Annotated in this window: 17 protein-coding genes; 13 read left to right on the top strand and 4 right to left on the bottom strand. The window is 49.2% G+C overall.

Annotated features, from left to right (window positions below; genetic code table 11):
• Positions 1-335 precede the first annotated feature (335 nt).
• Positions 336-1,520: a beta-ketothiolase BktB gene (gene bktB, locus EHS89_RS03855; protein WP_124924921.1), complete on the top strand. Its 1,185-nt coding sequence runs from the start codon at positions 336-338 to the stop codon at positions 1,518-1,520.
• A 364-nt stretch (positions 1,521-1,884) separates the two neighbouring features.
• Here the strand turns inward: bktB and EHS89_RS03850 are convergent, their stop codons facing one another.
• The gene (locus EHS89_RS03850) at positions 1,885-2,895 is read right to left on the bottom strand and encodes an AraC family transcriptional regulator (RefSeq protein ID WP_124924771.1); all 1,011 of its coding nucleotides are present in this window, start codon (positions 2,893-2,895) and stop codon (positions 1,885-1,887) included.
• A gap of 247 nt (positions 2,896-3,142) precedes the next feature.
• Here EHS89_RS03850 and EHS89_RS03845 point away from each other — a divergent pair, with 247 nt between their 5' ends.
• The 5 genes from EHS89_RS03845 to EHS89_RS03825 all read left to right on the top strand — a co-directional run bounded on the left by EHS89_RS03845 (position 3,143) and on the right by EHS89_RS03825 (position 10,713).
• Complete coding sequence (locus EHS89_RS03845; protein WP_124924770.1) at positions 3,143-3,892, top strand: electron transfer flavoprotein subunit beta/FixA family protein; 750 nt, start codon at positions 3,143-3,145, stop codon at positions 3,890-3,892.
• Positions 3,893-3,906: 14 nt separating this feature from the next.
• On the top strand, positions 3,907-4,836 hold the full coding sequence (locus tag EHS89_RS03840) for an electron transfer flavoprotein subunit alpha/FixB family protein (RefSeq protein ID WP_124924769.1): 930 nt from the start codon (positions 3,907-3,909) through the stop codon (positions 4,834-4,836).
• Positions 4,837-4,896: 60 nt separating this feature from the next.
• A complete protein-coding gene (locus EHS89_RS03835; RefSeq protein WP_124924768.1) occupies positions 4,897-6,666 on the top strand; it encodes an acyl-CoA dehydrogenase family protein in 1,770 nt (589 codons plus the stop codon).
• Positions 6,667-6,689: 23 nt separating this feature from the next.
• Positions 6,690-8,393: an electron transfer flavoprotein-ubiquinone oxidoreductase gene (locus tag EHS89_RS03830; RefSeq protein WP_124924767.1), complete on the top strand. Its 1,704-nt coding sequence runs from the start codon at positions 6,690-6,692 to the stop codon at positions 8,391-8,393.
• Positions 8,394-8,778: 385 nt separating this feature from the next.
• Positions 8,779-10,713, top strand: coding sequence for an FAD-dependent monooxygenase (locus EHS89_RS03825; RefSeq protein ID WP_124924766.1), 1,935 nt, complete (start codon positions 8,779-8,781; stop codon positions 10,711-10,713).
• A 236-nt stretch (positions 10,714-10,949) separates the two neighbouring features.
• Here EHS89_RS03825 and EHS89_RS03820 read toward each other — a convergent pair whose 3' ends face one another.
• A complete protein-coding gene (locus tag EHS89_RS03820; protein ID WP_124924765.1) occupies positions 10,950-11,714 on the bottom strand; it encodes an IclR family transcriptional regulator in 765 nt (254 codons plus the stop codon).
• 329 nt (positions 11,715-12,043) lie between these two features.
• Between EHS89_RS03820 and bhcA the strand changes: the two genes are divergently transcribed.
• The 5 genes from bhcA (at position 12,044) to EHS89_RS03795 (ending at position 17,662) form a co-directional block, all read left to right on the top strand.
• The gene (bhcA, locus tag EHS89_RS03815; RefSeq protein WP_124924764.1) at positions 12,044-13,225 is read left to right on the top strand and encodes an L-aspartate--glyoxylate aminotransferase BhcA; all 1,182 of its coding nucleotides are present in this window, start codon (positions 12,044-12,046) and stop codon (positions 13,223-13,225) included.
• 33 nt (positions 13,226-13,258) lie between these two features.
• The gene (gene bhcB / locus EHS89_RS03810) at positions 13,259-14,233 is read left to right on the top strand and encodes a beta-hydroxyaspartate dehydratase BhcB (RefSeq protein ID WP_124924763.1); all 975 of its coding nucleotides are present in this window, start codon (positions 13,259-13,261) and stop codon (positions 14,231-14,233) included.
• A gap of 46 nt (positions 14,234-14,279) precedes the next feature.
• A complete protein-coding gene (gene bhcC / locus EHS89_RS03805) occupies positions 14,280-15,437 on the top strand; it encodes a 3-hydroxy-D-aspartate aldolase BhcC (protein WP_124924762.1) in 1,158 nt (385 codons plus the stop codon).
• A gap of 71 nt (positions 15,438-15,508) precedes the next feature.
• On the top strand, positions 15,509-16,540 hold the full coding sequence (gene bhcD / locus EHS89_RS03800; RefSeq protein ID WP_211340278.1) for an iminosuccinate reductase BhcD: 1,032 nt from the start codon (positions 15,509-15,511) through the stop codon (positions 16,538-16,540).
• Positions 16,541-16,813: 273 nt separating this feature from the next.
• Entirely contained in the window at positions 16,814-17,662 is an 849-nt protein-coding gene (locus EHS89_RS03795) for an isocitrate lyase/PEP mutase family protein (protein WP_124924761.1), read from the top strand.
• 37 nt (positions 17,663-17,699) lie between these two features.
• Here the strand turns inward: EHS89_RS03795 and EHS89_RS03790 are convergent, their stop codons facing one another.
• Together EHS89_RS03790 and pyk are read right to left on the bottom strand one after the other, a co-directional pair.
• Positions 17,700-18,359, bottom strand: a complete 660-nt coding sequence (locus EHS89_RS03790; protein ID WP_124924760.1) for an HAD hydrolase-like protein — start codon at positions 18,357-18,359, stop codon at positions 17,700-17,702.
• 171 nt (positions 18,360-18,530) lie between these two features.
• A complete protein-coding gene (gene pyk, locus EHS89_RS03785) occupies positions 18,531-20,012 on the bottom strand; it encodes a pyruvate kinase (RefSeq protein WP_124924759.1) in 1,482 nt (493 codons plus the stop codon).
• A gap of 442 nt (positions 20,013-20,454) precedes the next feature.
• Here pyk and EHS89_RS03780 point away from each other — a divergent pair, with 442 nt between their 5' ends.
• Together EHS89_RS03780 and EHS89_RS03775 are read left to right on the top strand one after the other, a co-directional pair.
• A complete protein-coding gene (locus tag EHS89_RS03780) occupies positions 20,455-20,892 on the top strand; it encodes a GlcG/HbpS family heme-binding protein (protein ID WP_124924758.1) in 438 nt (145 codons plus the stop codon).
• A 306-nt stretch (positions 20,893-21,198) separates the two neighbouring features.
• On the top strand, positions 21,199-22,194 hold the full coding sequence (locus tag EHS89_RS03775) for a metal-dependent hydrolase (RefSeq protein ID WP_124924757.1): 996 nt from the start codon (positions 21,199-21,201) through the stop codon (positions 22,192-22,194).
• The last annotated feature ends 99 nt before the right edge of the window (positions 22,195-22,293 follow it).

Genomic DNA, 22,293 nt, shown 5'->3' with positions numbered 1-22,293 from the left:
TGATTCAGTGAGACTACATTGGGGTTTGCAATGATATCCCTGAAGGGAGGGGGCCGCGTAGTTGAGAGGTCTCATAGTAGTTTCAAGTCGAGTAAATCTGCTGGCGCTACCGATAGCCGAACATAAAAAGTTTTTTCTCTGCTAATCAAATTAATCTGTCCTTATTTGTTAATAGTTAAGCTGCATTCATCATTGTTGTTCTATCCGCTTGTATAGACACTGTATGGCATAGATCTGACTAATCAGAAGGCTTATCGGATTCGGATAAGTCAGCGGGTTCAGATATGTCACAAATACCGCATGCCCGCTGTGGTGTGTATATACGAGAGAGTTTTATGCAAAAGCGTGAAGTAGTAGTGGTTAGTGCGGTACGTACTGCAATTGGTAGTTACGGCGGCAGCTTAAAAGGTCATAAACCGACTCAGTTAGCTGCGGGTCTGGTGGCCGAAGTGGTAAAGCGTGCTGGTGTCGCTCCTGAAACTGTAGGCCAGAGTGTGTTCGGTAATGTTATCCACTCTGAACCTGCGGATATGTACCTTGGCCGTGTGGCTGCTATTGAAGGTGGGTTAGCTGAAGAAACACCTGCGTTAACTCTGAATCGTCTCTGTGGTAGTGGTCTGCAAGCAGTTATTACTGCGGCACAACAGATCGAGCTGGGCGTGAGTGATACGGTTGTTGCGGGGGGGGCTGAATCAATGAGTCGTGCGCCTTATCATCTGCCAACCGCACGATTTGGTCAGCGTATGGGCGATGGCCAGATGGTTGATCCGATGGTCGCTGCGCTACATTGTCCCTTTAACCATATTCATATGGGTATCACAGCTGAAAACGTTGCTGAGAAATACAATATCAGCCGTGAACAGCAGGATGAGCTGGCGGCGCTGAGTCATAACCGGGCTCAGAATGCGATAGAGCAGGGCTATTTCAAAGAGCAGATCCTACCAGTTGAGCTGAAAAGCCGTAAAGGTGTGAAACTGTTTGATACCGATGAGCATGTTCGTATGGACTGCACCGTTGAAGAGATGGCCGCCTTGCGACCTGTATTTAAGAAGGATGGTACAGTCACTGCGGGTAACGCTTCCGGCCTGAACGATGCTGCGGCTGTGATTCTGATGATGGATCGCGAGAAAGCTGAGTCTGAAGGCCATCAGGTGATGGCTCGTCTGGTGGATTATTCTGTTGTAGGTGTTGACCCGAAGATTATGGGTATCGGTCCTGTGCCTGCGATTAAGCAGATTCTGGAACGCAACAACCTGTCGGTAAATGATATCGATGTTTATGAAGTAAACGAAGCCTTTGCAGCACAGGCTGCTGCTGTTGCCCAGGAACTCGACCTGCCCCGCGACCGACTCAACCCAAATGGTAGTGGTATCTCCCTGGGTCATCCTATCGGGGCTACCGGTGCGGTGATTACCGTTAAAGCATTGCATGAGCTGACCCGGGTGAACGGTCGCTATGCTGTTGTAAGCCTTTGTATTGGTGGCGGTCAGGGTATCGCGGCACTATTTGAAAGAGGCTAAAGCTAAAGACGGGTTACACAAAAAAGACAGCACTATAGACAGATGGTGCTGTCTTTTTTTTGTGTGCATAGAAGGCTCATTGATAAAAAAACCGGCTTTAGAAGAACTAAAGCCGGCATAAGCAAGAAGAGGCAATACAGAAAGTGCAACTGCAGCGGGCAGGGATATAACCCGCAACCTCAAGAGGCATGCATTTCAGCAATCAAAACAACCTGTGAGCATTGAAACAGGTTGCTTTAGAGGGGAATATTCTGGCGTAGAAGCTAATGTTTAGCGATGGCGATTACAGTCATTCTCTGAACATATAAGGACAGTCTGACTGTCTTGTTAATCGTTCATGACTGTCCTGTTAATCGTTCAGTTATCACTCTTTAGATTTTCGATACATACTCGGTGAAATACCGGTCCAGTGCTTAAACGCACGGGTAAATGCGGCAGCCTCGGTAAAGCCAAGCAGTCGGGCAATCTGTGATATGGGTACGTCTGGCTGGCTGAGGTAATGGATCGCTTCATCCCGTCGAACACCGTCTTTCAGTTCCTGAAAACTGGTGCCTTCATCCAGCAGTTTGCGCCGTAGGGTGCGGGTTGTTGTATGTATCTGGCTGGCTACGCCTTCCATGCTGGAGTCCGCCATGTTTTCAGCGTTTTCCAGGTAATCCATCACTTTACGGGTATAGACCGGGTAGTAAGACTGGCGCTGGAACCAGTCCAACGGACAACGTCTAAGATAAGCACTCAGGTTTTGTTGGGTTTGAATGACCGGCGCGTTGAGGATTTCCCGGTCAAATTCGAAGTAGTTTTCAGCCTGACCATAGACCGCTTCGCAGGGAAACATCAGTCGGTACTCTTCAAAATGCGCCGGCTTTTCATGCTTGAAACAGATCTTTGTTAACGGAATTTTCTGACCGATTAGCCAACTTGGAAAGCGGTGCCAGAGCAATAATAGAAAGTCCACCAGAGTATGGTCAGGATCAAGTTCCGGATCAGCCAGCTTAAGGTAGAAGCGGGCGCCGTTTTCGGACTCTTCAAAATGTAAATCTGTCGCTGCCGCGACCAGATTATAAAACCGGGAACCCCGGCGATATACCTGTCTCAGATTACCGCTGGGTAATACCTGTTTAGCCATCATGCTGAACACACCATGCCGTGAAGGCTGGCTCCCCAGACAGAGATACTCATCATCAGCATGGCGCCATACCGATTGCATCAGCCTGCTGAGTTGCTGAGGCGTGATACGTACCTCGTTATTGTGCAATAACGCCTTAGACAGGCCTGCGTCATGTAGCAGTTGCTGCTCATTTAATCCCTGTTGCAGGGCTGCCTTTACAACAGCCTGAGCAAAGTGAATCGATATTGAGTGATGTTTATGACTCATTAAGCACCTGCGTGGGATGAATAGTTGTGTCCGTATTTGAGAGGTTTTTTTATATTTGCCCCGGCGTTTTGCTATTCAAACTAATAGGATTGACCTTTTATGTCAATTGTTAGGCTTTTTTTGATATTGAAGCAATATCGAATGCAGGACAGACTAACTGCCATGGTTTCAGGATTCTAAAACCGCTGAATAAATAAGAAATAATCAGGGTCTTTACCCACAGGCTGGTAAGCAGAGTGAGATGCAGATGAAAATATTAGTTCCGGTAAAGCGAGTAATCGATTACAACGTAAAAGTTCGGGTCAAGGCTGATAACAGTGATGTTGATCTGGCTAACGTTAAGATGGCGATGAACCCTTTCTGTGAGATCGCTGTTGAAGAAGCGGTACGTTTAAAAGAGGCAGGTGTTGCTACTGAGGTCGTGGTGGCATCAATCGGTGATAAAGCCTGTCAGGAACAGATTCGTACCGCACTGGCGCTGGGTGCCGATCGTGGTATCCAGATCGAAACTGACACTGCACCTGATGCACTGTCTGCCGCGAAGTTACTCAAGGCTGTAGTGCTGGAAGAACAGCCACAGCTGGTCATCATGGGTAAGCAGTCAATCGACTCTGATAACAACCAGACCGGTCAGATGCTGGCCGCATTGCTGGATCAACCACAGGCAACCTTCGCCTCTGAAGTAAAAGTTGACGGTGACAAGGTTCAGGTGACCCGTGAGATCGACGGTGGCCTGCAGACTCTGGAACTGGATATGCCGGCGGTGATCACCACCGATCTGCGTCTGAATGAACCACGCTATGCATCCCTACCGAACATCATGAAGGCTAAGCGTAAGCCACTGGATGTGAAAACGCCGGACGATCTGGGCGTTGTCGTTAGTAATAACATCACACTGATCAGTGTTAATCCTCCGGCCGAGCGTCAGGCAGGCATCAAGGTTGAATCGGTCACTGAGCTGGTCGAAAAACTAAAAAACGAAGCTAAGGCTATTTAAAGGGGATTATTGATATGACGATTTTAGTAATTGCAGAACACGACAATCAGTCGTTGAAGCCGGTAACCCTGAATACCCTGGCTGCTGCAGAGCAGATCGGTGGTGATATTGAACTACTAATAGCAGGACACAACTGTCAGGCTGCTGTCGATGCCGCGGCGAATATCCCGGCTGTGACAAAAATACTGCATGCGGATAACGCCGCTTATGAGCATCAGCTGGCGGAGAACGTAGCTAAGTTGATTACAGCGCTTGTCAGCGGCCACAGCCACATCCTAGCTCCCGCGACAACCAACGGTAAGAACTCTCTGCCCCGCGTCGCTGCCCTGCTGAATGTTAATCAGCTGTCTGATGTGATCGGGGTTGAATCTGCGGATACCTTCCAGCGCCCCATCTATGCCGGTAATGCGATCGCAACGGTTAAGACCGATGATGCTATTAAGCTGTTAACGATTCGCGGCACAGCGTTTGATGCTGTTGTGAGTGAAGGTGGCTCTGCACCTGTAGAAGTGATTAGTGAAGTCTGTGATGCAGGTAGCTCGCGTTTTGTCGCTGAGGAGCTGGCTAAATCCGACCGCCCTGAACTGACCGCCGCTTCGGTTATTGTTTCTGGTGGTCGGGGTATGGGTAATGGCGATAACTTTGAACTACTGTATGCAATGGCGGATAAGCTGGGTGCTGCCGTCGGTGCCTCCCGTGCGGCGGTAGATGCAGGCTTTGTTCCTAACGATATGCAGGTCGGACAGACCGGTAAAGTGGTTGCTCCGGATCTTTATATCGCCGTAGGTATATCGGGTGCGATTCAGCATCTTGCTGGTATGAAAGATTCCAAGGTGATCGTGGCCATTAACAAAGATGAAGAAGCGCCAATTTTCCAGGTTGCCGACTATGGTTTAGTGGCTGATCTGTTTGATGCCGTCCCTGAGCTAACCGGCCAGATCTGAGGCTTTTCTCGAGAAAATAAGTCAGAGAAATGCGCCAGAGAATAAAGGAAGAAATGTATTATGAGCGACTATATTCACCCGCAGCGCGATGCTGAGTTTGTTCTGAATGAGTTGGTGCAGTTTGACCAGCTGTGCAAAGCCACTGGCCAGGATGAGGTTAATGCTGAACTGGCATCCGTTATTCTGACCGAAGCGGGAAAACTGGGTAACGGCGTACTGGCTCCTCTGAATAAAGTGGGCGATCTGAACCATCCGACTCTGGTTGATATCGATGGTCAGTCAGGCGTTGAGTCAGGCGTAAGGGAAACCGCTGGTTTTGCTGATGCCTATCGTGAATATATGGACGGTGGCTGGTCATCCCTGACCGGCGCCGAAGAGTTCGGAGGCCAGAACCTGCCGAACGTTCTGGGTACCGCGGTGAATGAGATCTGGCAATCAGCTAACCTGGCGTTTGCGCTTTGCCCGTTACTGGGACAAGGGGCAATCGAATCGATCTCCCATCATGGCAGCGACCAACTGAAGCAGGCTTATCTGCCGAAAATGATCAGTGGTGAGTGGACCGGTACCATGAACCTGACTGAGCCGGATGCGGGTACCGATCTGGCGGCAGTAAAAACCAAAGCGGTTCCTGTGAATGATCACTATCTGATTACCGGTCAGAAGATCTTTATCACCTGGGGTGATCATCAGATGACCGATAATATCGTTCATCTGGTACTGGCACGTCTGCCGGATGCACCAGCGGGTGTCAAAGGTATCTCGCTATTCGTTGTGCCTAAATTTATGTTAGATGAGCAAGGCAACCCGGCGCAGCGCAACGATGCCTATGCAGTGTCTCTGGAGCATAAACTGGGTATTCATGGCAGCCCGACCTGCGTCATGTCTTTTGGCGATAATGGTGGTGCTGTCGGTTATCTGGTAGGTGAGCCGAATAAAGGCTTAGCTTACATGTTTACCATGATGAACCATGCCCGTCAGGGTGTTGGCTTACAAGGGTTGGCTGTCTCTGAGGCGTCTTATCAGCATGCCCTTGAGTATGCTAAAGAACGTATACAAGGCACTCAAAAAGATGGCAGCCGTTACTCAATTATAAAGTTCCCGGATGTGCGCCGGATGCTGATGCAGATGAAATCATCAACCGAGGCGATGCGTGCGCTTTGCCTGGTCGCATCAGCCGAGATTGACCGGGGAAATAGTGCCCGGGTTGAACTGCTGACGCCGATTGTTAAAGGTTGGGTGACTGAGCTGGCGCAGGAGCTAACCTATCTGGGTGTGCAAATTCATGGTGGTATGGGTTTCATCGAAGAGACCGGGGCGGCACAGTTCTATCGTGACGCGCGTATCCTGACTATTTATGAAGGCACGACCGGTATTCAGGGGCTGGACCTGGTAGGTCGCAAAACACTGGCGAATGGTGGTCAGCATCTGGCTGAACTACTGGATGAGATCGCCGAAGGTATCAGTCGCTTTGAAGCGTTGGGCGGTCAGTTTGATCTGGCAGCACAACAGTGCCGTATCGCACTTGAAAACGGTATTGCAGCACGTCAGTGGTTACTGGATAACAAACAGGATCTATCTGCGCCAGGTAGTGCCAGCGTTAGCTTTATGATGTTGTTTGGTTATCTTTGTGGTGGCTGGTTGATGGCAAAGAGTGCCCTTCAGGCTAAAGCTAAGCTGGATGCTGGTGAAGGTGATCCGGAATTCCTCAATACCAAGCTGACCTCTGCCCAGTTTTTCTGCGAGCATATGGTACCGCGCACTCAATCCTGTCTGGCATCAATCCAGGCAGGTAGTGAGAGCATTATGAAGCTTGATGAGCTGCAGTTCTGATAACGGTTATCGAGGAAAAGAGTATGCAACGCGAAGCGATGGAGTTTGATGTAGTTATCGTAGGCGCAGGACCGGCCGGATTATCGACCGCGTGCCGCCTGATGCAACAGGCCAATGAGGCGGGCACAGAACTGACCGTCTGTGTGGTGGAGAAAGGCTCCGAAGTCGGTGCTCATATTCTCTCTGGTGCGGTGATTGAGCCCCGTGCCCTGAATGAGCTGTTCCCCGATTGGAAAGAGCAGGGTGCACCGCTGAACACCGAAGTCACTGAAGATCAGATCTTCCTGCTTAAAAATGATCAGAAAGGCAGCAAGATCCCAAACTTCCTGGTGCCGAAGACCATGCACAACCACGGCGCCGGTTATAAAAACTATATCGCCAGTGTCGGTAACTTATGCCGCTGGTTGGCAGATCAGGCCGAGCAACTGGGCGTTGAAGTATTCGCGGGTTTTCCAGCTTCTCACATTATCTACGGTGATGAGGGACAGGTAGCCGGAATCGGTACCGGTGATATGGGACTGGATGAACAAGGTAACCAGAAAGATAGCTACATGCCGGGCATGGACCTGTTGGCTAAATATACTATTTTCAGTGAAGGTTGCCGCGGTCATCTGGGTAAAGAATTGATTGCCAGATACCAGTTGGATGCGGGCAAAGATGCCCAACATTATGGGCTTGGCATTAAAGAACTGTGGGATATTCCAGTAAGAGAAGAGGATGATCCTGCTAAACATCAACCCGGTCTGGTGTTACACGGTGCCGGCTGGCCGCTAGCCTCTAAAGAGTCTGACGGCAGTGCCAGTGGTGGCTTTTTCCTCTACCACCTGGAGGATAATCAAGTGGTGGTCGGACTTATCACCGACCTTAATTACGATAACCCGCACCTGAGTCCGTTCGATGAGTTTCAGCGCCTGAAACATCATCCGGTATTGGCTCAATATCTTAAAGGCGGTAAGCGGGTCTCTTATGGGGCCAGAGCGATTACCAAAGGTGGCTTTAATGCATTACCTAAGATGACCATGCCGGGGGCGTTATTGCTGGGGTGCGATGCAGGTACCCTGAACTTCGCTAAGATTAAGGGCACCCATACCGCCATGAAGTCCGGCATGATTGCAGCAGAGACTATCTTTGCTGCACTCAGTGCCTCAGACCAGGAAAGCAGTGAAGGCGGTAAAGATCTGACCGCGTACACTGAAAATTTTAAGAACTCCTGGGTTTATGAAGAGTTGTACCGCAGCCGTAATTTCGGTCCTGCGTTGCATAAATACGGCACAATGGTTGGCGGTGCACTGAACTTTATCGATCAGAATATTGTTAGTCTGCCGTTCACTATTCATGATAACTATCCTGATTATGCCCAGATGAAAGCGGTCAGCGAATGTGCCCCTATCAGCTATCCAAAACCGGACGGTGTACTGAGTTTTGACAAGCCTTCTTCGGTGTTTTTGTCGAACACTAACCATGAAGAAAACCAGCTTTGCCATCTGAAACTGACTAACAGCTCAATCCCTCTGGCGCAGAACCTGCCAAAGTTCAACGAACCTGCGCAACGTTACTGTCCGGCGGGGGTGTATGAAGTGCTGGAAGACGAGCAGGGAGAGAAACAGTTTCAGATTAACTCTCAGAACTGTGTGCACTGCAAAACCTGCGATATTAAAGATCCGGCCCAGAATATTACCTGGGTAACCCCGGAAGGGGGCGGTGGGCCGAACTATCCAAACATGTAATCGATACCGTCGATTAGATGTTTGGTTGCCAGAACGCAAAGCCAGCTTTCCTGCTCCTGGCTAGAAAAAACAAAAAACCGCCAACTGGCGGTTTTTTATTCCTGGTTCCTGGCTAGAAAAAATAGAAATCCGCCTACCCGGGCTATTAACTCAAACTGAGGCTACAGATCTTTTTTGAACGCATTGTTCTGTGAATTCAGTGGGTCGTTGCAATACATTGAATTCATAGTCAAAAGCGTTCACTTGAAGAAGCAGCAATACCGCTGTTAATAAGCTCTTTCGAGCAAGTTGAGTACGTACTGGCTCGCATTCTCTTAACTATATTGGCATATTAACTACTATTAAATACATCAGTAGCAGGACCATAAGCCAGGAGGGTCGCGTAATGCAATATCATCTGAATGGGTTCAAACCCGGCAACTATGAGGTGCCTGATGAGGCGAGGGAGCCTTATCCAGAGCCCCCCATTGTGGATCTGCCAACAGAGGTGGATGTTCTGATCATCGGTACTGGTCCGGCGGGTCTGACCATGGCGCGACAGTTGTCTGAGTTCACCGACATTAAAACCTGCATTGTAGATATGGACCCTGGCCCCTTGCTGTTTGGCCGCGCCGACGGTATCTCCTGCCGCACCATGGAGATTATGGAAGCCTTTAACAGCAGCGAAATGGTGGTGAAAGAGACCTACCAGCTGAAGCAAAACACATTCTGGGAGCCGGACGAGGCCAATCCCCAGAACATCAAACTCACCCACAAAATCGCAGATGCCCGGGCCGGGCTTTCCGAGTTTACTCACGGCATTGTTAATCAGGCGCGCCTGCATGAGCTGCTGGTGGATGGCATGGAAAGATCAGTTACCCACCTAAGCCCCCATTACAGCCGTGAACTGGTTGAGATGAAGATAGATGACAGCCTCACTCAGGATCTTAATGCCTATCCTATAACGGCAAGCTTCAAGCGTACCGATGACGCCGGGGCCGGCAAGAGCGAAACGGTTAAAGCCCGTTATGTCGTAGGTTGCGATGGCGCCAGAAGCAACGTTCGCAGAAGCATGAACATCCCTCTTGAAGGCGATTCCGCCAATAAAGCCTGGGGCGTCATGGATATTCTACTGAACACGGACTTCCCGGATATCCGTGTTAAGAGCTTTATCCAGTCCAAAGACCACGGTGCTGTTATGACCATCCCTCGCGAGGGCGGCTACCTGTGTCGGTTCTATGTCGAGCTGGATCTGTTAGGCAAAGACAAACGCGCAGCGGATGTTAAGTTGAACGAGCAAGACCTTATCGCCAAAGCCCAGAAGATCTTTCACCCTTACACGCTGGATGTGAAAGAGGTGGCCTGGTGGTCAATTTATGAGGTGGGGCAACGCATAGCTGAACGCTTTGATAACCGCCCGCTGGGTAGCTCAGAGGATATTATTCCCCGGGGTTTTGTGGCAGGGGATGCCTGTCACACGCACAGCCCTAAAGGCGGCTGGGGGTTGAACACCTCATTGCCTGACACCTTTAATCTGGGCTGGAAACTGGCTGCTGTGCTACAGGGCAGAAGCGATCCCCGGTTACTAAGCACTTACTGTACGGAACGACGTAAAGTGGCACAGCAACTGATTGATGCTGATCGGGAACTGTCCAAGCTGGTTGCTACCCGGCCAACCGCCGGCGATGATTCCGAGCAGGCTAAGATCGACACTGCCAAGATTGAAGCTTTTATGAAGCGACAAAGTGGTTTTGTCTCTGGTACATCGATCGAATATTACCCGTCGTACATCTGCACTGGTCAGGAAAACCAACACCTGGCTACGGGTTATAACATTGGTCAGCGCTTCCACTCGGCTGAAGCCACGCGCGTAGCCGACGGCAGAAGCCAGCATCTGGGACATCTGGTAAAGGCCGATGGTCGCTGGCGAATTTTCCTGTTTGGCGGCAGTCAGGACCCAAGAGATCCGTCGTCAACGGCGTATCAATTTATCGACTTCCTGGCCATGGATGAATCCTCACCGGTGCAGAAATACACACCGGAGGGTTCCGATATCGATTCGGTGTTTGATACTTATGCTGTATTTCAGCAGCAGGATTTGTCGATGCACGAGCTGCAGGGCTATTTATGGCCTGCAAAAGGAAAGTACGGGCTGCGGGACTATGAAAAGGTTTTCCAGGCTGATACAAGCAATGATATCTATGACCTGCGCGGCATTGACCGTTCCGCGGGTTGTGTTGTGATTGTGAGGCCTGATCAGCATATTGCCACTATCTTGCCCGTTACGGCACACGCAGAGCTTACGAAATTCTTTGATGTCTTTATGATTGATCAGAGATAACAGTCTGATCATGTGATCAATTGTATCTTTAAGCCCGCCGGGTCAGACCTAGCGGGTTTTTTTATCCCCATTGAACCCACAGCACGTAGCTGACATGGCCTATAGCTTCTGATAGATATCGAAAGCTGACGTTTATTATTCTGGAGCCAAAGTCATAGTACTGTTAGTCCCGGTTTTGGTTATTAGCCCGCGCCAACGGGCGGTTGTTTGTTTTAACTGAACTCCGTTTAAGCAGTTTACTCCGCCACATAACCCAGTTGTGCAGATATAGCTTTACCCGCCTCAACTAAGTCGTTTATCCACTCATCTTTGCGTCTTTCCATCGGCGCTGATAACGACAGGCCTGCGGTCACATTTCCGCTTCGGTCATAGAGTAAAACACCGATGCAGCCCACGCCTATTTCGGCCTCTTCATTATCCAGTGCATAGCCTCTTTCGGCAGAGCGTTTACATTCTTCTATCAGAGGCTCCAGAGAGGAGAATGTATTACGGGTGTAGGCCGGAAGGTTAGTACGCTGTGCATAACTGGTAATTTCATCGGTTGTTCCCATGCCCAGCATCAGTTTACCGACACCGGTGACGTGCAGCGGTGCGCGACTTCCCACTATCTGTTGGACATGCATCATTCTGTTAGGGTTAGCTTTCTCAAAGTAGATAACCACATCGCCTTCCCGGATGGTCAGGTTAATCGTCTCGCCTAGCTTATCCCGAAGCTTTTCCATATAGGGCACCGCAACAGCCCGCAGGTCGACATCGCTATGTAACCGGTTACTCATCTGTAACAGACGCTGGCCTAGCTTGTAGTCGCCATTATCATCACGATCAACAAATCGATTACTGATTAGTGAATGAAGAATACGGTGCGCAGTTGATGGATGCAGCCCTGTATCTGCACTGAGTATTTTTAACTTTACCGGCTTGGAGTAACGGGAAATTGAGTCCAGCAACAAAGCGGCCCGGTCGATTACCTGGATGCGGGATTCCGGTTTCGAGTCTGACATATTAAAGCCTCTCTGGTTTTCGTAAGTGATGTTTCAGCCTTATTAATATTGCTTAAAACTATCACATTGCAACATCAGAAATCTATATTTCATAATGTGAAAACTAACTCTTCTGTCAGGTTTGTATTATTAAATACTTATAAATCAATTGCTTGAATGGGTATAAAGCGCTAACAATTATAATTTCACTATGTGGGATTTGTTGCGTATTGCGGAATTTGAAATGTTTTTTTATGGTGAATAGCAACTTAAGTATGAGTGTTACGACAGCAGACCGTTGTGACAAACCATTCGGCAAAACCATTTTCTAGACATAAGAGTTAATCACCATGACAGATCAGAATCCTGTTTTTATTCCTGGCCCGACCAATATCCCTGATCGGTTACTTAATGCGATGCACATGCAGACCCGTGATCACCGTGCGCCGGATTTTGTTGAAGCGTTCGCCCCGGTACTGCGCGACTGCAAGAAAGTGTTCGGCACTGAGACTGGTGAGGTCATTACTTTTCCGTCAACCGGTACCGGCGGCTGGGAAGCTGCGATCTGCAATACGCTGTCACCGGGTGACAAAGTACTGATCGCCCGTTATGGCATGTTCTCCCACCGTTGGATCGACCTTTGTCAGCGCCACAATCTGAATGTAGAAATAATCGAATGTTCATGGGGTAGCGGTGCACCGGCGGAACTGTTTGAAGACGCGCTGCGTGCAGATACTGATAACGAGATTAAAGCGGTATTGGTAACCCATAACGAAACAGCGACCGGCGTAAAGAGTGATATTGCGGCAGTTCGTGGGGCGATGAATGCAGCCAGTCACCCGGCGATGTTGTTTGTTGATTGCGTAAGCTCATTAGCTTCTATGCCATTTGAGATGGATGCCTGGGGCGTTGATATCGCCATTTCAGGTTCCCAGAAGGGCTTCATGTTAACGACCGGAATGGCCATTCTGGCAGCCAGTCAGAAAGCGTTAGCTGCGATGGAAACCGCACAGTTGCCACGTACCTTCTTTGATTTTCGCGACATGATGGCAGCTAACAGCAGTGGTGGTTTCCCTTATACCCCGCCGTTGCAGTTGATTCACGGTATGAAAGCCAGCCTGGAGATGTTGTTCGAGGAAGGTCTGGAGAATGTTTATGCCCGTCATAACCGTCTGGCAGAAGGTGTTCGTAAAGCGGTTGACGCCTGGGGGCTGAAGTTGTGCGCCAACTCACCGGAACTGTACTCCGATACGGTTAGTGCGATCTATGTACCTGAAGGTTTCGATAGTAACCAGCTGACCGAGCACGCCTTTAATGCCTACGGCGTATCTTTCGGTATTGGCCTGGGTGAGATGAACGGTAAAGCGTTCCGTATTGGTCACCTGGGTTCTTTGACCGATGTAATGGTGCTGTCGGGTTTAGCGACTATTGAGATGGCGATGGCTGACCTGAATTATCCGATCAAACTGGGTTCCGGTGTTGCCGCCGCGCAGGAGTATTTCCGCAAAACGGCTAGCAAAGCGACGGCCTGAGGTTTAGCTAATTATCAATTTGTGAGGTGTCTGATGACTGATGCAACTGAACAAAAAATTACGATCCCGACCTACGATGATGTGCTGATCGCCCATGAACGGATCAAACCTTATATCCATGAAACGCCGGTGCTGACCTCGCGTTTCCTGAATGAGCTGACCGGGGCTGAGCTGTTCTTTAAGTGCGAGAACCTGCAGAAAGCCGGGGCTTTTAAAGTACGTGGCGCATCCAATGCTGTGTTTGGCCTGACTGAAGAAGAAGCTGCCATTGGGGTAGCGACACATTCGTCTGGCAATCATGCGCTGTCTCTGTCTTATGCGGCGGGTCAGCGAGGTATTCCGGTCACGGTGGTTATGCCCCGTACCGCACCACAGGCGAAGAAAGATGCCGTCAATGGTTACGGCGGCACTATCGTGGAATGTGAGCCGTCCACCAGTTCCCGTGAAGCTGTTTTTGCTGAAGTAGTTGCTGAATCCGGCGCTGATTTTGTGCATCCCTATAACGATCCCCGGGTTATCGCGGGGCAGGCGACCTGCTCAAAAGAGTTACTGGATCAGGTGGAAAATCTGGATGCGGTTATCGCCCCTATCGGCGGTGGCGGGATGATTTCAGGCACCTGTCTGACCATCTCAAATATTGCACCACAAGTGAAGATCTATGCGGCAGAACCCCTTAATGCTGATGATGCAGCACGTTCTTTTCGTGCTGGTCATATTATCGCCGATGATGCGCCCGAAACCGTCGCCGATGGCCTGAAAGTACCTCTTAAAGACCTGACCTGGCACTTTGTCAGCAACCATGTCACCGACATCTTTACAGCGACCGAAGAGGAGATTGTCGATGCCATGAAACTCATCTGGAAGCGCATGAAGATCGTTATGGAACCGAGCAGTGCAGTACCGCTGGCCACCATTCTGAAGAATCCAGAAGTATTTAAAGGTAAGCGGGTCGGCGTAATTATCACCGGCGGCAACGTAGATCTCGACAAACTTCCGTGGTTGAGCTGATAGGCGAGAAGCATCACTGATTAAGAATTTTTACAGGAGAACAATAATGAATGCACAGAATGATCTGCAAAACCTGGAAGTAGGCTATGACGTACCGGCGATACCGGGTATGGATGAGGCTGATATCCAGACTCCTTGTCTGGTAGTTGATCTGGACGCCCTGGAAAAGAACATCCGCACTATGGGCCAGTACGCTAAAGAGATGGGCGTACGTCATCGGGTTCACGGCAAGATGCATAAGTCTGTTGATATTGCATTGCTGCAGGAAGAGTTAGGCGATAGCTGCGGTGTATGCTGCCAGAAGGTATCTGAGGCTGAAGTATTCGCCCGTGGCGGTATTAAAGACGTACTGGTTTCAAATCAGGTACGTGAGCCTGCCAAAATTGATCGTCTGGCACGTATGCCAAAACTGGGTGCTCGTACTATCTGCTGCGTAGACGACATTGAAAACGTAGCGGAGCTGTCTGCTGCGGTACAGAAGCATGATACGCAGATCGAATGTCTGGTTGAGATCGATTGCGGTGCTGGTCGCTGTGGTGTTCAGGCGGGGCAGCCCGTTGTTGATATCGCGTTGGCAATTGAAGCTGCGCCGGGCCTTAAATTCGCCGGTATTCAGGCGTATCAGGGGGCTATGCAGCACTTGCAAAACTATAACGAGCGTAAAGAGAAGATCGAGATCGCCGTTGAGATGGTAGCCCGTTCAATTGAGCTGTTAAAGGCAGAAGGGCTGGAGTGTGACATCGTTGGCGGTGGCGGTACTGGTTCTTATTATTTCGAAGGTAACTCGGGTGTATTTAACGAACTGCAGTGCGGTTCATATGCCTTTATGGATGCTGATTACCAGACTATCCATGATGAGAATGGCGAGCGGATCTCCGAGTTTGAAAACTCGTTGTTCATCCTGACTACCGTGATGAGCCACACCAAAGCAGACAAAGCGATCTGTGATGCTGGCCTTAAGGCGCAGTCTGTCGACAGCGGCCTGCCATATATCTTCGGTCGTGATGATGTTGAGTATATCAAGTGCTCCGATGAGCACGGCGTTATTACCGACCCGAATGGTGCTTTGAAAGTGAATGAAAAACTGAAGTTGGTACCGGGTCACTGTGATCCAACCTGTAACGTACACGACTATTACGTGGGCGTACGTAACGGCAAGGTAGAAACTTTATGGCCGGTATCTGCCCGCGGTAAGGCGTTCTAAATTTTTTATATTCAGGCGATTCCCTGCTTAATCACTGTGGGATCGCCAGAACAACCTATAGGAGTAAATCTATGGTTGCTGCTTGTGAACAACTCAAAATGGATGGAGCTGATAGTGCCAATGCATCAGAGCAGGGTGTCGCAATTGTATCTGAAGCGATCTGTGAAGAGATTATTGGGCGCCCCGAAGCATTTACGGCGGTTGAAAATGTATTTGCAGCGATGGCGCGTGATAATGCGTATAACTTTCCGGTGGTGCGAGAAGCGATCGGACATGCCGATGCTTTGTACGGTTTCAAGTCCGGTTTCGATCGTGCCGGGATGGTACTGGGGGTTAAGTCCGGTGGTTACTGGCCGGGTAACGTCGATAAGAACCTGACTAACCATCAGTCTACGGTGATTCTGTTTGATCCGGATACCGGTCAGCTGAAAGCACTGGTGGGTGGTAACTACCTGACTGCTGTACGTACAGCGGCAGCATCTGCCGTTTCAATTGCCCATCTGGCGCGCAAAGATGCCAAAGTACTAGGTATGGTAGGGGCTGGTCATCAGTCTACTTTCCAGCTGCGTGCTGCGGTTGAGCAACGTGATTTTGAAAAAGTCATTGCCTGGAATCCTCACCCGGAATACCTGCCTCGTTTGGCTGCGGTATGCGAAGAACTGGGTCTGCCATTTGAAGCGGTGGATCGCGAACAGCTGGGCGCAGAAGCGGACGTTATTATCACTATTACCTCCGCGTTCGAACCTTTGTTGATGAAAGACTGGATCAAACCGGGTACTCACATTGCCTGCATGGGTACAGATACTGCGGGTAAGCAGGAGGTTGACCCACAACTGCTGGCTGCAGCGTCAGTCTTTACCGATGAGGTAGCGCAGTCTGTCTCAATCGGTGAAGCACAGCATGCGATTGCTTCTGGCCTCATCAGTGATAGTGATATTACCTCGGTGGGTGAAGTGATTAACGGTACTCACCCCGGTCGCCGTAATGAACAGGAAATAACCTTGTTCGACGGCACCGGTGTTGGTCTGCAGGATCTGGCAGTGGCTTCGGCTGCTGCGGAGCTTGCGCAACAGAAAGGTCTGGCTAAACAGATCTCTCTGTAAATAGATGCATTGGCTGCTTTTCCCTACTGCCGGCATATTCTATGCCGGTAGCCAGGTCCCCAAATCGCAGTCACCCGATAGTGCGTCTTCCTGTTGCCGGGCATATGTAACTGGCATATGTCATGGATTCTGCTCACGGCCAGAATCTGGCGACAAAAGCGCTCTCTCCTCCTCGTATAGGGAAGGGGAGGGGGCGTTCCCCCTTATTTAAAGCTGCATCAATTAAATCCTTCCGCAATCGCTAGCTTAAGCGATGCTGAGTAGAGGCCAGATATGACGACTATTTCCCGACAACGAATGCGTGACCTGCTCGACAGAGAGCAATGCATAACCTGTGCATCAGTGTTTGATCCGCTTTCTTCAAGGATGGCCGAAGAGATAGGCTTCCAGGCCGGAATTCTTGGCGGATCAGTGGCATCGCTGATGGCGCTGGGTATGCCTGATATCTATCTGCTGACGTTGAATGAGTTGGCTGCCCAGGCCAAAAGGGTATGTCAGGCATCGGATCTGCCGGTTATCGTGGATGGCGACAGTGGCTATGGTAACTCACTTAATGTTATGCGTACGGTTGAGGAGCTTGAGCACGCCGGCGCTGCGATGGTAACCATTGAAGATACGATTATCCCCAAGCTTTATAAACAACCTGAAATGAACCTGAGCAGTGTTGAAGAGGGCTGTAGCAAACTGAATGCCGCATTGCAGGCACGCCGGGATCCGGCTCTGTCTATTTTTGCCCGGACCCATGCACAACAACCTCTGGAGCAGATGCTTGAAAGGGTGAAGGCGTACAGCAGATTAGGGGTGGACGGAATTTGCATTTTTGGTCTGACGGAGCGGGAAAAACTGGTAGAGCTGTCCGGATCTACTGATCTGCCAATTATGCTGATCAGCTACGGTGAGACTCAACTGGGTTCAAAAAGACAGCTGGCAGAACAGCAGGTAAGAATTCAGTTTGCCGGTCATGCTGCATATGAAGAAGCGGTTCAGGCAGTGTATCAATCTTTGTCAGAACTGTATGCGGGTGAAACCTCAACCAATCCATTGCCGGAAGCGAGGGATCTGATCAGTCGTTTCTCTGAAAATGCAAAGTATCATGAGATGACTGCAGACTGTTTCCTTTGAGGAGGTCGGAATACCTGGCTTGCATAGACAGACCGGTTTACGCCGGATATAGAAGTTTAAGCAGCTCAGCAGGCTCTGAAATAACATGATCGCTGTTGGCATCGGTCAGCTCGTTAATATCGCCATAACCCCAATACACTGCTACAGAAGCAGCCTGGTTAGCCTTTGCTGCTGCAATATCACTGGCTCTGTCGCCTATCATCCAACAGTGATTTTGTAAGGCAGGTTGCTGTTTCAGAATAGCACCAAGGTAGTCAGGCTTATGGCTGTTTTTTCCGCAATCATCACTACCGTGAACGCTGTCAAAAAAATGATTCAGTTCTGAATGAGCAAGTAATTTCTCAGCCTGAAACTGTGGTTTAACCGTTAATACCCGCATACTGGTGCGTTGATGTTCGACGCGGGATGCAATCTCCAGTAGTAGCTCTTTAATACCCGGGTAGATCTGATAATTGTAGATCCCTTCGCTGATATAGTGTTGTCGGAACAGCGTTACTGCCCGGGCGATGAGCTCCGGTTCATGGCTACTTAATAACCGTGCAAAGCTTTCTCGAATCGGCGGACCAAAGCAGGCCTGTAGCTCAGCATCAGAGACAGAAGTACGGCCCAGCTGACTGAGTGCGATCCGGATAGATTCAGCGATACCTGCCTGAGTGTTTAGGAGTGTGCCGTCCAGATCAAAAAAAACGGTAGTCATAATTGTAGTGGCCTGAAACTGTCATCGTTGTAATGAAATAGAAGTATGCCTGAAATGCCGGGCATAAAAAAAGAGACAGCTAAGCGCACGTTTGTTTAGGAAACGTAAAACCCGCTTAGTGCCTCTTAAACCCTCTTCGAGGGGAGTCAACTGGTTTGCAAAACCTGAGGCTTAAGTGACCACCTCAATTCGCATCATATTTGTGCTACCGGGTTTACCAAAGGGCATACCAGCGGTGATGACTACCGTATCGCCGATACCCGCCATACCCTGACGTTTAGCTTCCTGAAGCGCTGTCGGGGTTATCTCTACCGTTTGAGTGAACTCGGCATTAACCACCGAGGATATGCCCCAGGCCAGTGTTAACTTACGGGCGGTTGCAAGGTTCGGGGTAAGACTGAGAATGGGGGCTTTAGGTCTTTCCCTCGCGGCTCGTAGCGCGGTTGATCCGGTATTAGTAAAGTTTACCAAAGTAGAAACCGGCAGAATTGCGCTGACCCGACGTATCGCACAGCTAATTGCGTCTTCTGCCGTTGCATTAGGCTGCGGGCGGTTGATATCCAACTGGGCGTGGTAACCGGGATCAGATTCAATATTGCGGATGATTTTGCTCATCATATCGACCGCCTCGACCGGAAAGTCTCCAGAGGCTGTTTCGGCGGATAACATAACCGCATCGGCACCTTCATATACAGCATGGGCAACATCGGTTACTTCTGCTCTTGTCGGAGCTGGGGAAAATCGCATCGATTCAAGCATCTGGGTTGCTACCACGACAGGACGGCCATTGTGACGACAAGTCTGAATAATTCGTTTCTGGGTTGCAGGTATCGTTTCGGCGGGCAGCTCTACGCCAAGGTCACCCCGGGCTACCATGATGGCGTCGCTGAGTTCCACAATTTCGTCCAGATGTTCGACCGCCGAAGGCTTTTCAATTTTAGCCATTAAAAAGGCGCGGCCTTTAATCAGGTCGCGGGCTTCTTCAATATCTTCAGGGCGCTGCACAAAAGATAGTGCCACCCAGTCAACGCCGATCTCGAGACCGAACTTCAGGTCTTTGCGATCCTTGTCGGTCAGTGGGCTCAGGTTGAGTATCGCCTCCGGCACGTTAACACCTTTACGGTCCGACACTTCGCCACCCACGATAACCCGGGTAATAATCTGATCGCTGTTTTTCTCAATCACCCGTAACAGAACCTTGCCGTCATCTATCAGCAGATCCATGTTTTTTTCCAGCGCCTGGATTATCTCCGGGTGAGGTAAATTTACCCGTTGGTTGTTACCCGGTGTGGGATCAAGGTCCAGAGTAAATGTCTGGTTATTATTGAGAATAACAGGGCCTTCGGTAAAAGTGCCGAGCCGTAGTTTAGGGCCTTGCAGATCCATTAGGACGCCGATCGGAGTATTCAGTTCTCTTTCCACACTGCGAATCCAATTCAGGCGTTCAGCGTGGTCCTGGTGTTCACCATGGCTGAAGTTGAGTCGAAACAGGTTTGCTCCACTTTCCACCAGTGCCCGGACCTGTGCTGCAGATTGTATAGCGGGGCCCAGTGTGGCAATTATCTTAACTTTTTTACTGCTACTTCCTGTTCTGTTAGTACTTTCTTTTCTACTGGTGCTTCCTTTGCCATTGGCGCTTTGGTAATTACTCATCGGTCTTATCCTTGATTATTCGGGCGAAAGGGCGGGGGGTGATGGATCAGGGGGTTATTGTTCGGTCGTTCGCGCCATTGCCAGATAATCTTTTTTATTTTGCAAAGAGCCGTATCAAGGGGTCACAAATAGCAGGCTCTTGATTATTGTATACAACAATTTGATTATGTATTTGACTAAAAGTTGACTTGAAAGTCAATTTATTGGTTTTCATAGTATGAAATGTCTATTTGATAGACTTTTTATAGTGAGTGATTAAAAAATGAACCACAATATGAAAATTCAATTTGTATACAATTTTTTATGGTGGTTGTACTTTGGTAGGCATTAATGGCTAATTTAAGAATGACTGGCTTAAGGATTGAGGCTGTTTTGTATATTGCATTCGGTGATAGCTATTGCAGATATTTTTTATGATTTTTAAATTATGGGAGTAAATACAATGAGCAGACTGGATCTTGATAAGTCCATCACGATTACCCGTGCCGCTTTTAATAAAAGTCAGGAATTAAGCACTTCGCCCTTAACCATTGCTATCCTGGATAACGGTGGCAAGCTGATCTCTTTGCAACGCCAGGATGGTGCAAGCATGATGCGCCCTGATATAGCCATAGCAAAGGCCTGGGGGGCTGTTGCACTAGGTAAATCATCCCGCTGTCTGGGGCAGGATGCAGAGAATCGCCCAGCTTTTATTTCAGCGTTGAATACGCTGGCGCAGGGCAACCTTGTACCGGTACCGGGTGGGGTGCTTATTCGAAATGATTTAAATGAAGTCGTCGGTGCTGTGGGTATCAGTGGTGATACTTCAGATATCGATGAACTCTGTGCGATCAGCGGTGTGCAGGCTGCCGGTCTGGTGGCTGATGCAGGGCCGGTCTGAAATTAATACAAATCAGACAGGCTAATGCCTGTCTGATAAAGCATGAACGATCAAATAACCGGATTTTGATCTTGTCTGGTAAGTTAAATTCTCGCCTAAAGCCCGGTTTATAGGCTGTTTGATAACCACTAGTTCTACTTCTTTCAGCGTCCAGATGTTTATATCTGCATCAGCGAAGTGTTACGTTTTGTAAAGCTGTTTGAAATCCACCTGCTGGCTGCCTAGTATGGTTTCTCTGTTAGGGAGACTTTTCATCGGGTCTTTCTGAACTCCATTTCGGCGTTAATAGGTTTATTGGTAAACAGCATGGATTCAGTTACGCAAATAGCCTTAGGTGCTGCTTTAGGTCAGGCTGTACTTGGCAATAAAGTGGGTTATCGTGCGGCTGTTTGGGGCGGCGTTTGTGCAACGTTGCCGGATCTGGATGTGTTTCTGTCGATGGGTGGCGCGGTTGCTGATTTTACTTATCACCGGAGCTTCAGCCATTCACTGATTGTTTTAACGCTGCTTTCACCCGTTATCGCCTGGCTGATTAATCGTATGCATGGCCAGTATTCCGGACTTCAAAAGCAGTGGATGTTACTGGTTTGGCTGGTGCTGGTGACTCATCCGATTCTCGATAGCTTTACTGTTTACGGTACCCAGCTGTTCTGGCCATTGCCGATGGAGCCCATAGGCTTTGGCAGCGTTTTCATTATTGATCCTTTATATACATTGCCATTACTGATCGGTGTTGCGTTGGCGTTAAGCTCAAGGCATGCAGCATGGGGGCAGCGTAGCAATCGGTTAGGCCTGATCGTCAGTAGTTTGTACTTAATCTGGGGGCTTTCTGCGCAATCCTATGTTACCCATATCACTGAAGAAAATCTGGCGAATAACCATCAACAGGGTGAGGTGCTGGTGACTGCCGGGCCATTTAATACTTTATTATGGCGAGTCGTGGTGATGCAGGATAATGGCTATCAGGAAGGCTTTTATTCCCTGTTAGACCCTGATCGCCTGATTGAATTTAAGCAGTACCCTAATCAGCCGGAGTTACTAAGCGGCATTCAGGATCATTGGCCTGTAGGCCGTTTACAGTGGTTTAGTAAGGGTTTTTTAAAAGTAGAAAGTACCCGTAATAATGATCTGGTTGTTTCAGATCTGCGAATCGGGATTGAACCCTCTTATGTGTTTTCGTTTAAGGTCGCTGAGATAAATGGTGATGAAGTAAAACCGGTTGATGATCAACTTGTCACCCAGTCTCTTGATTTTGGTGATGTTGGAAAGCTGTTACAGCGTATTATTAGCCGCAATAACTAGTACTGCTTAAATCGCCCTGTCTATGAGATGCTTTTCGACGATTCTTTTTCATAGGAGGAAAGCTTTGTGAGTGGAAAATATTTCATTCAGAACTTATAG

This window comes from Amphritea balenae (genome assembly GCF_003858655.1).
Lineage (GTDB): Bacteria > Pseudomonadota > Gammaproteobacteria > Pseudomonadales > Balneatricaceae > Amphritea > Amphritea balenae.
This window is presented reverse-complemented; position numbering and strand designations above follow the sequence as displayed.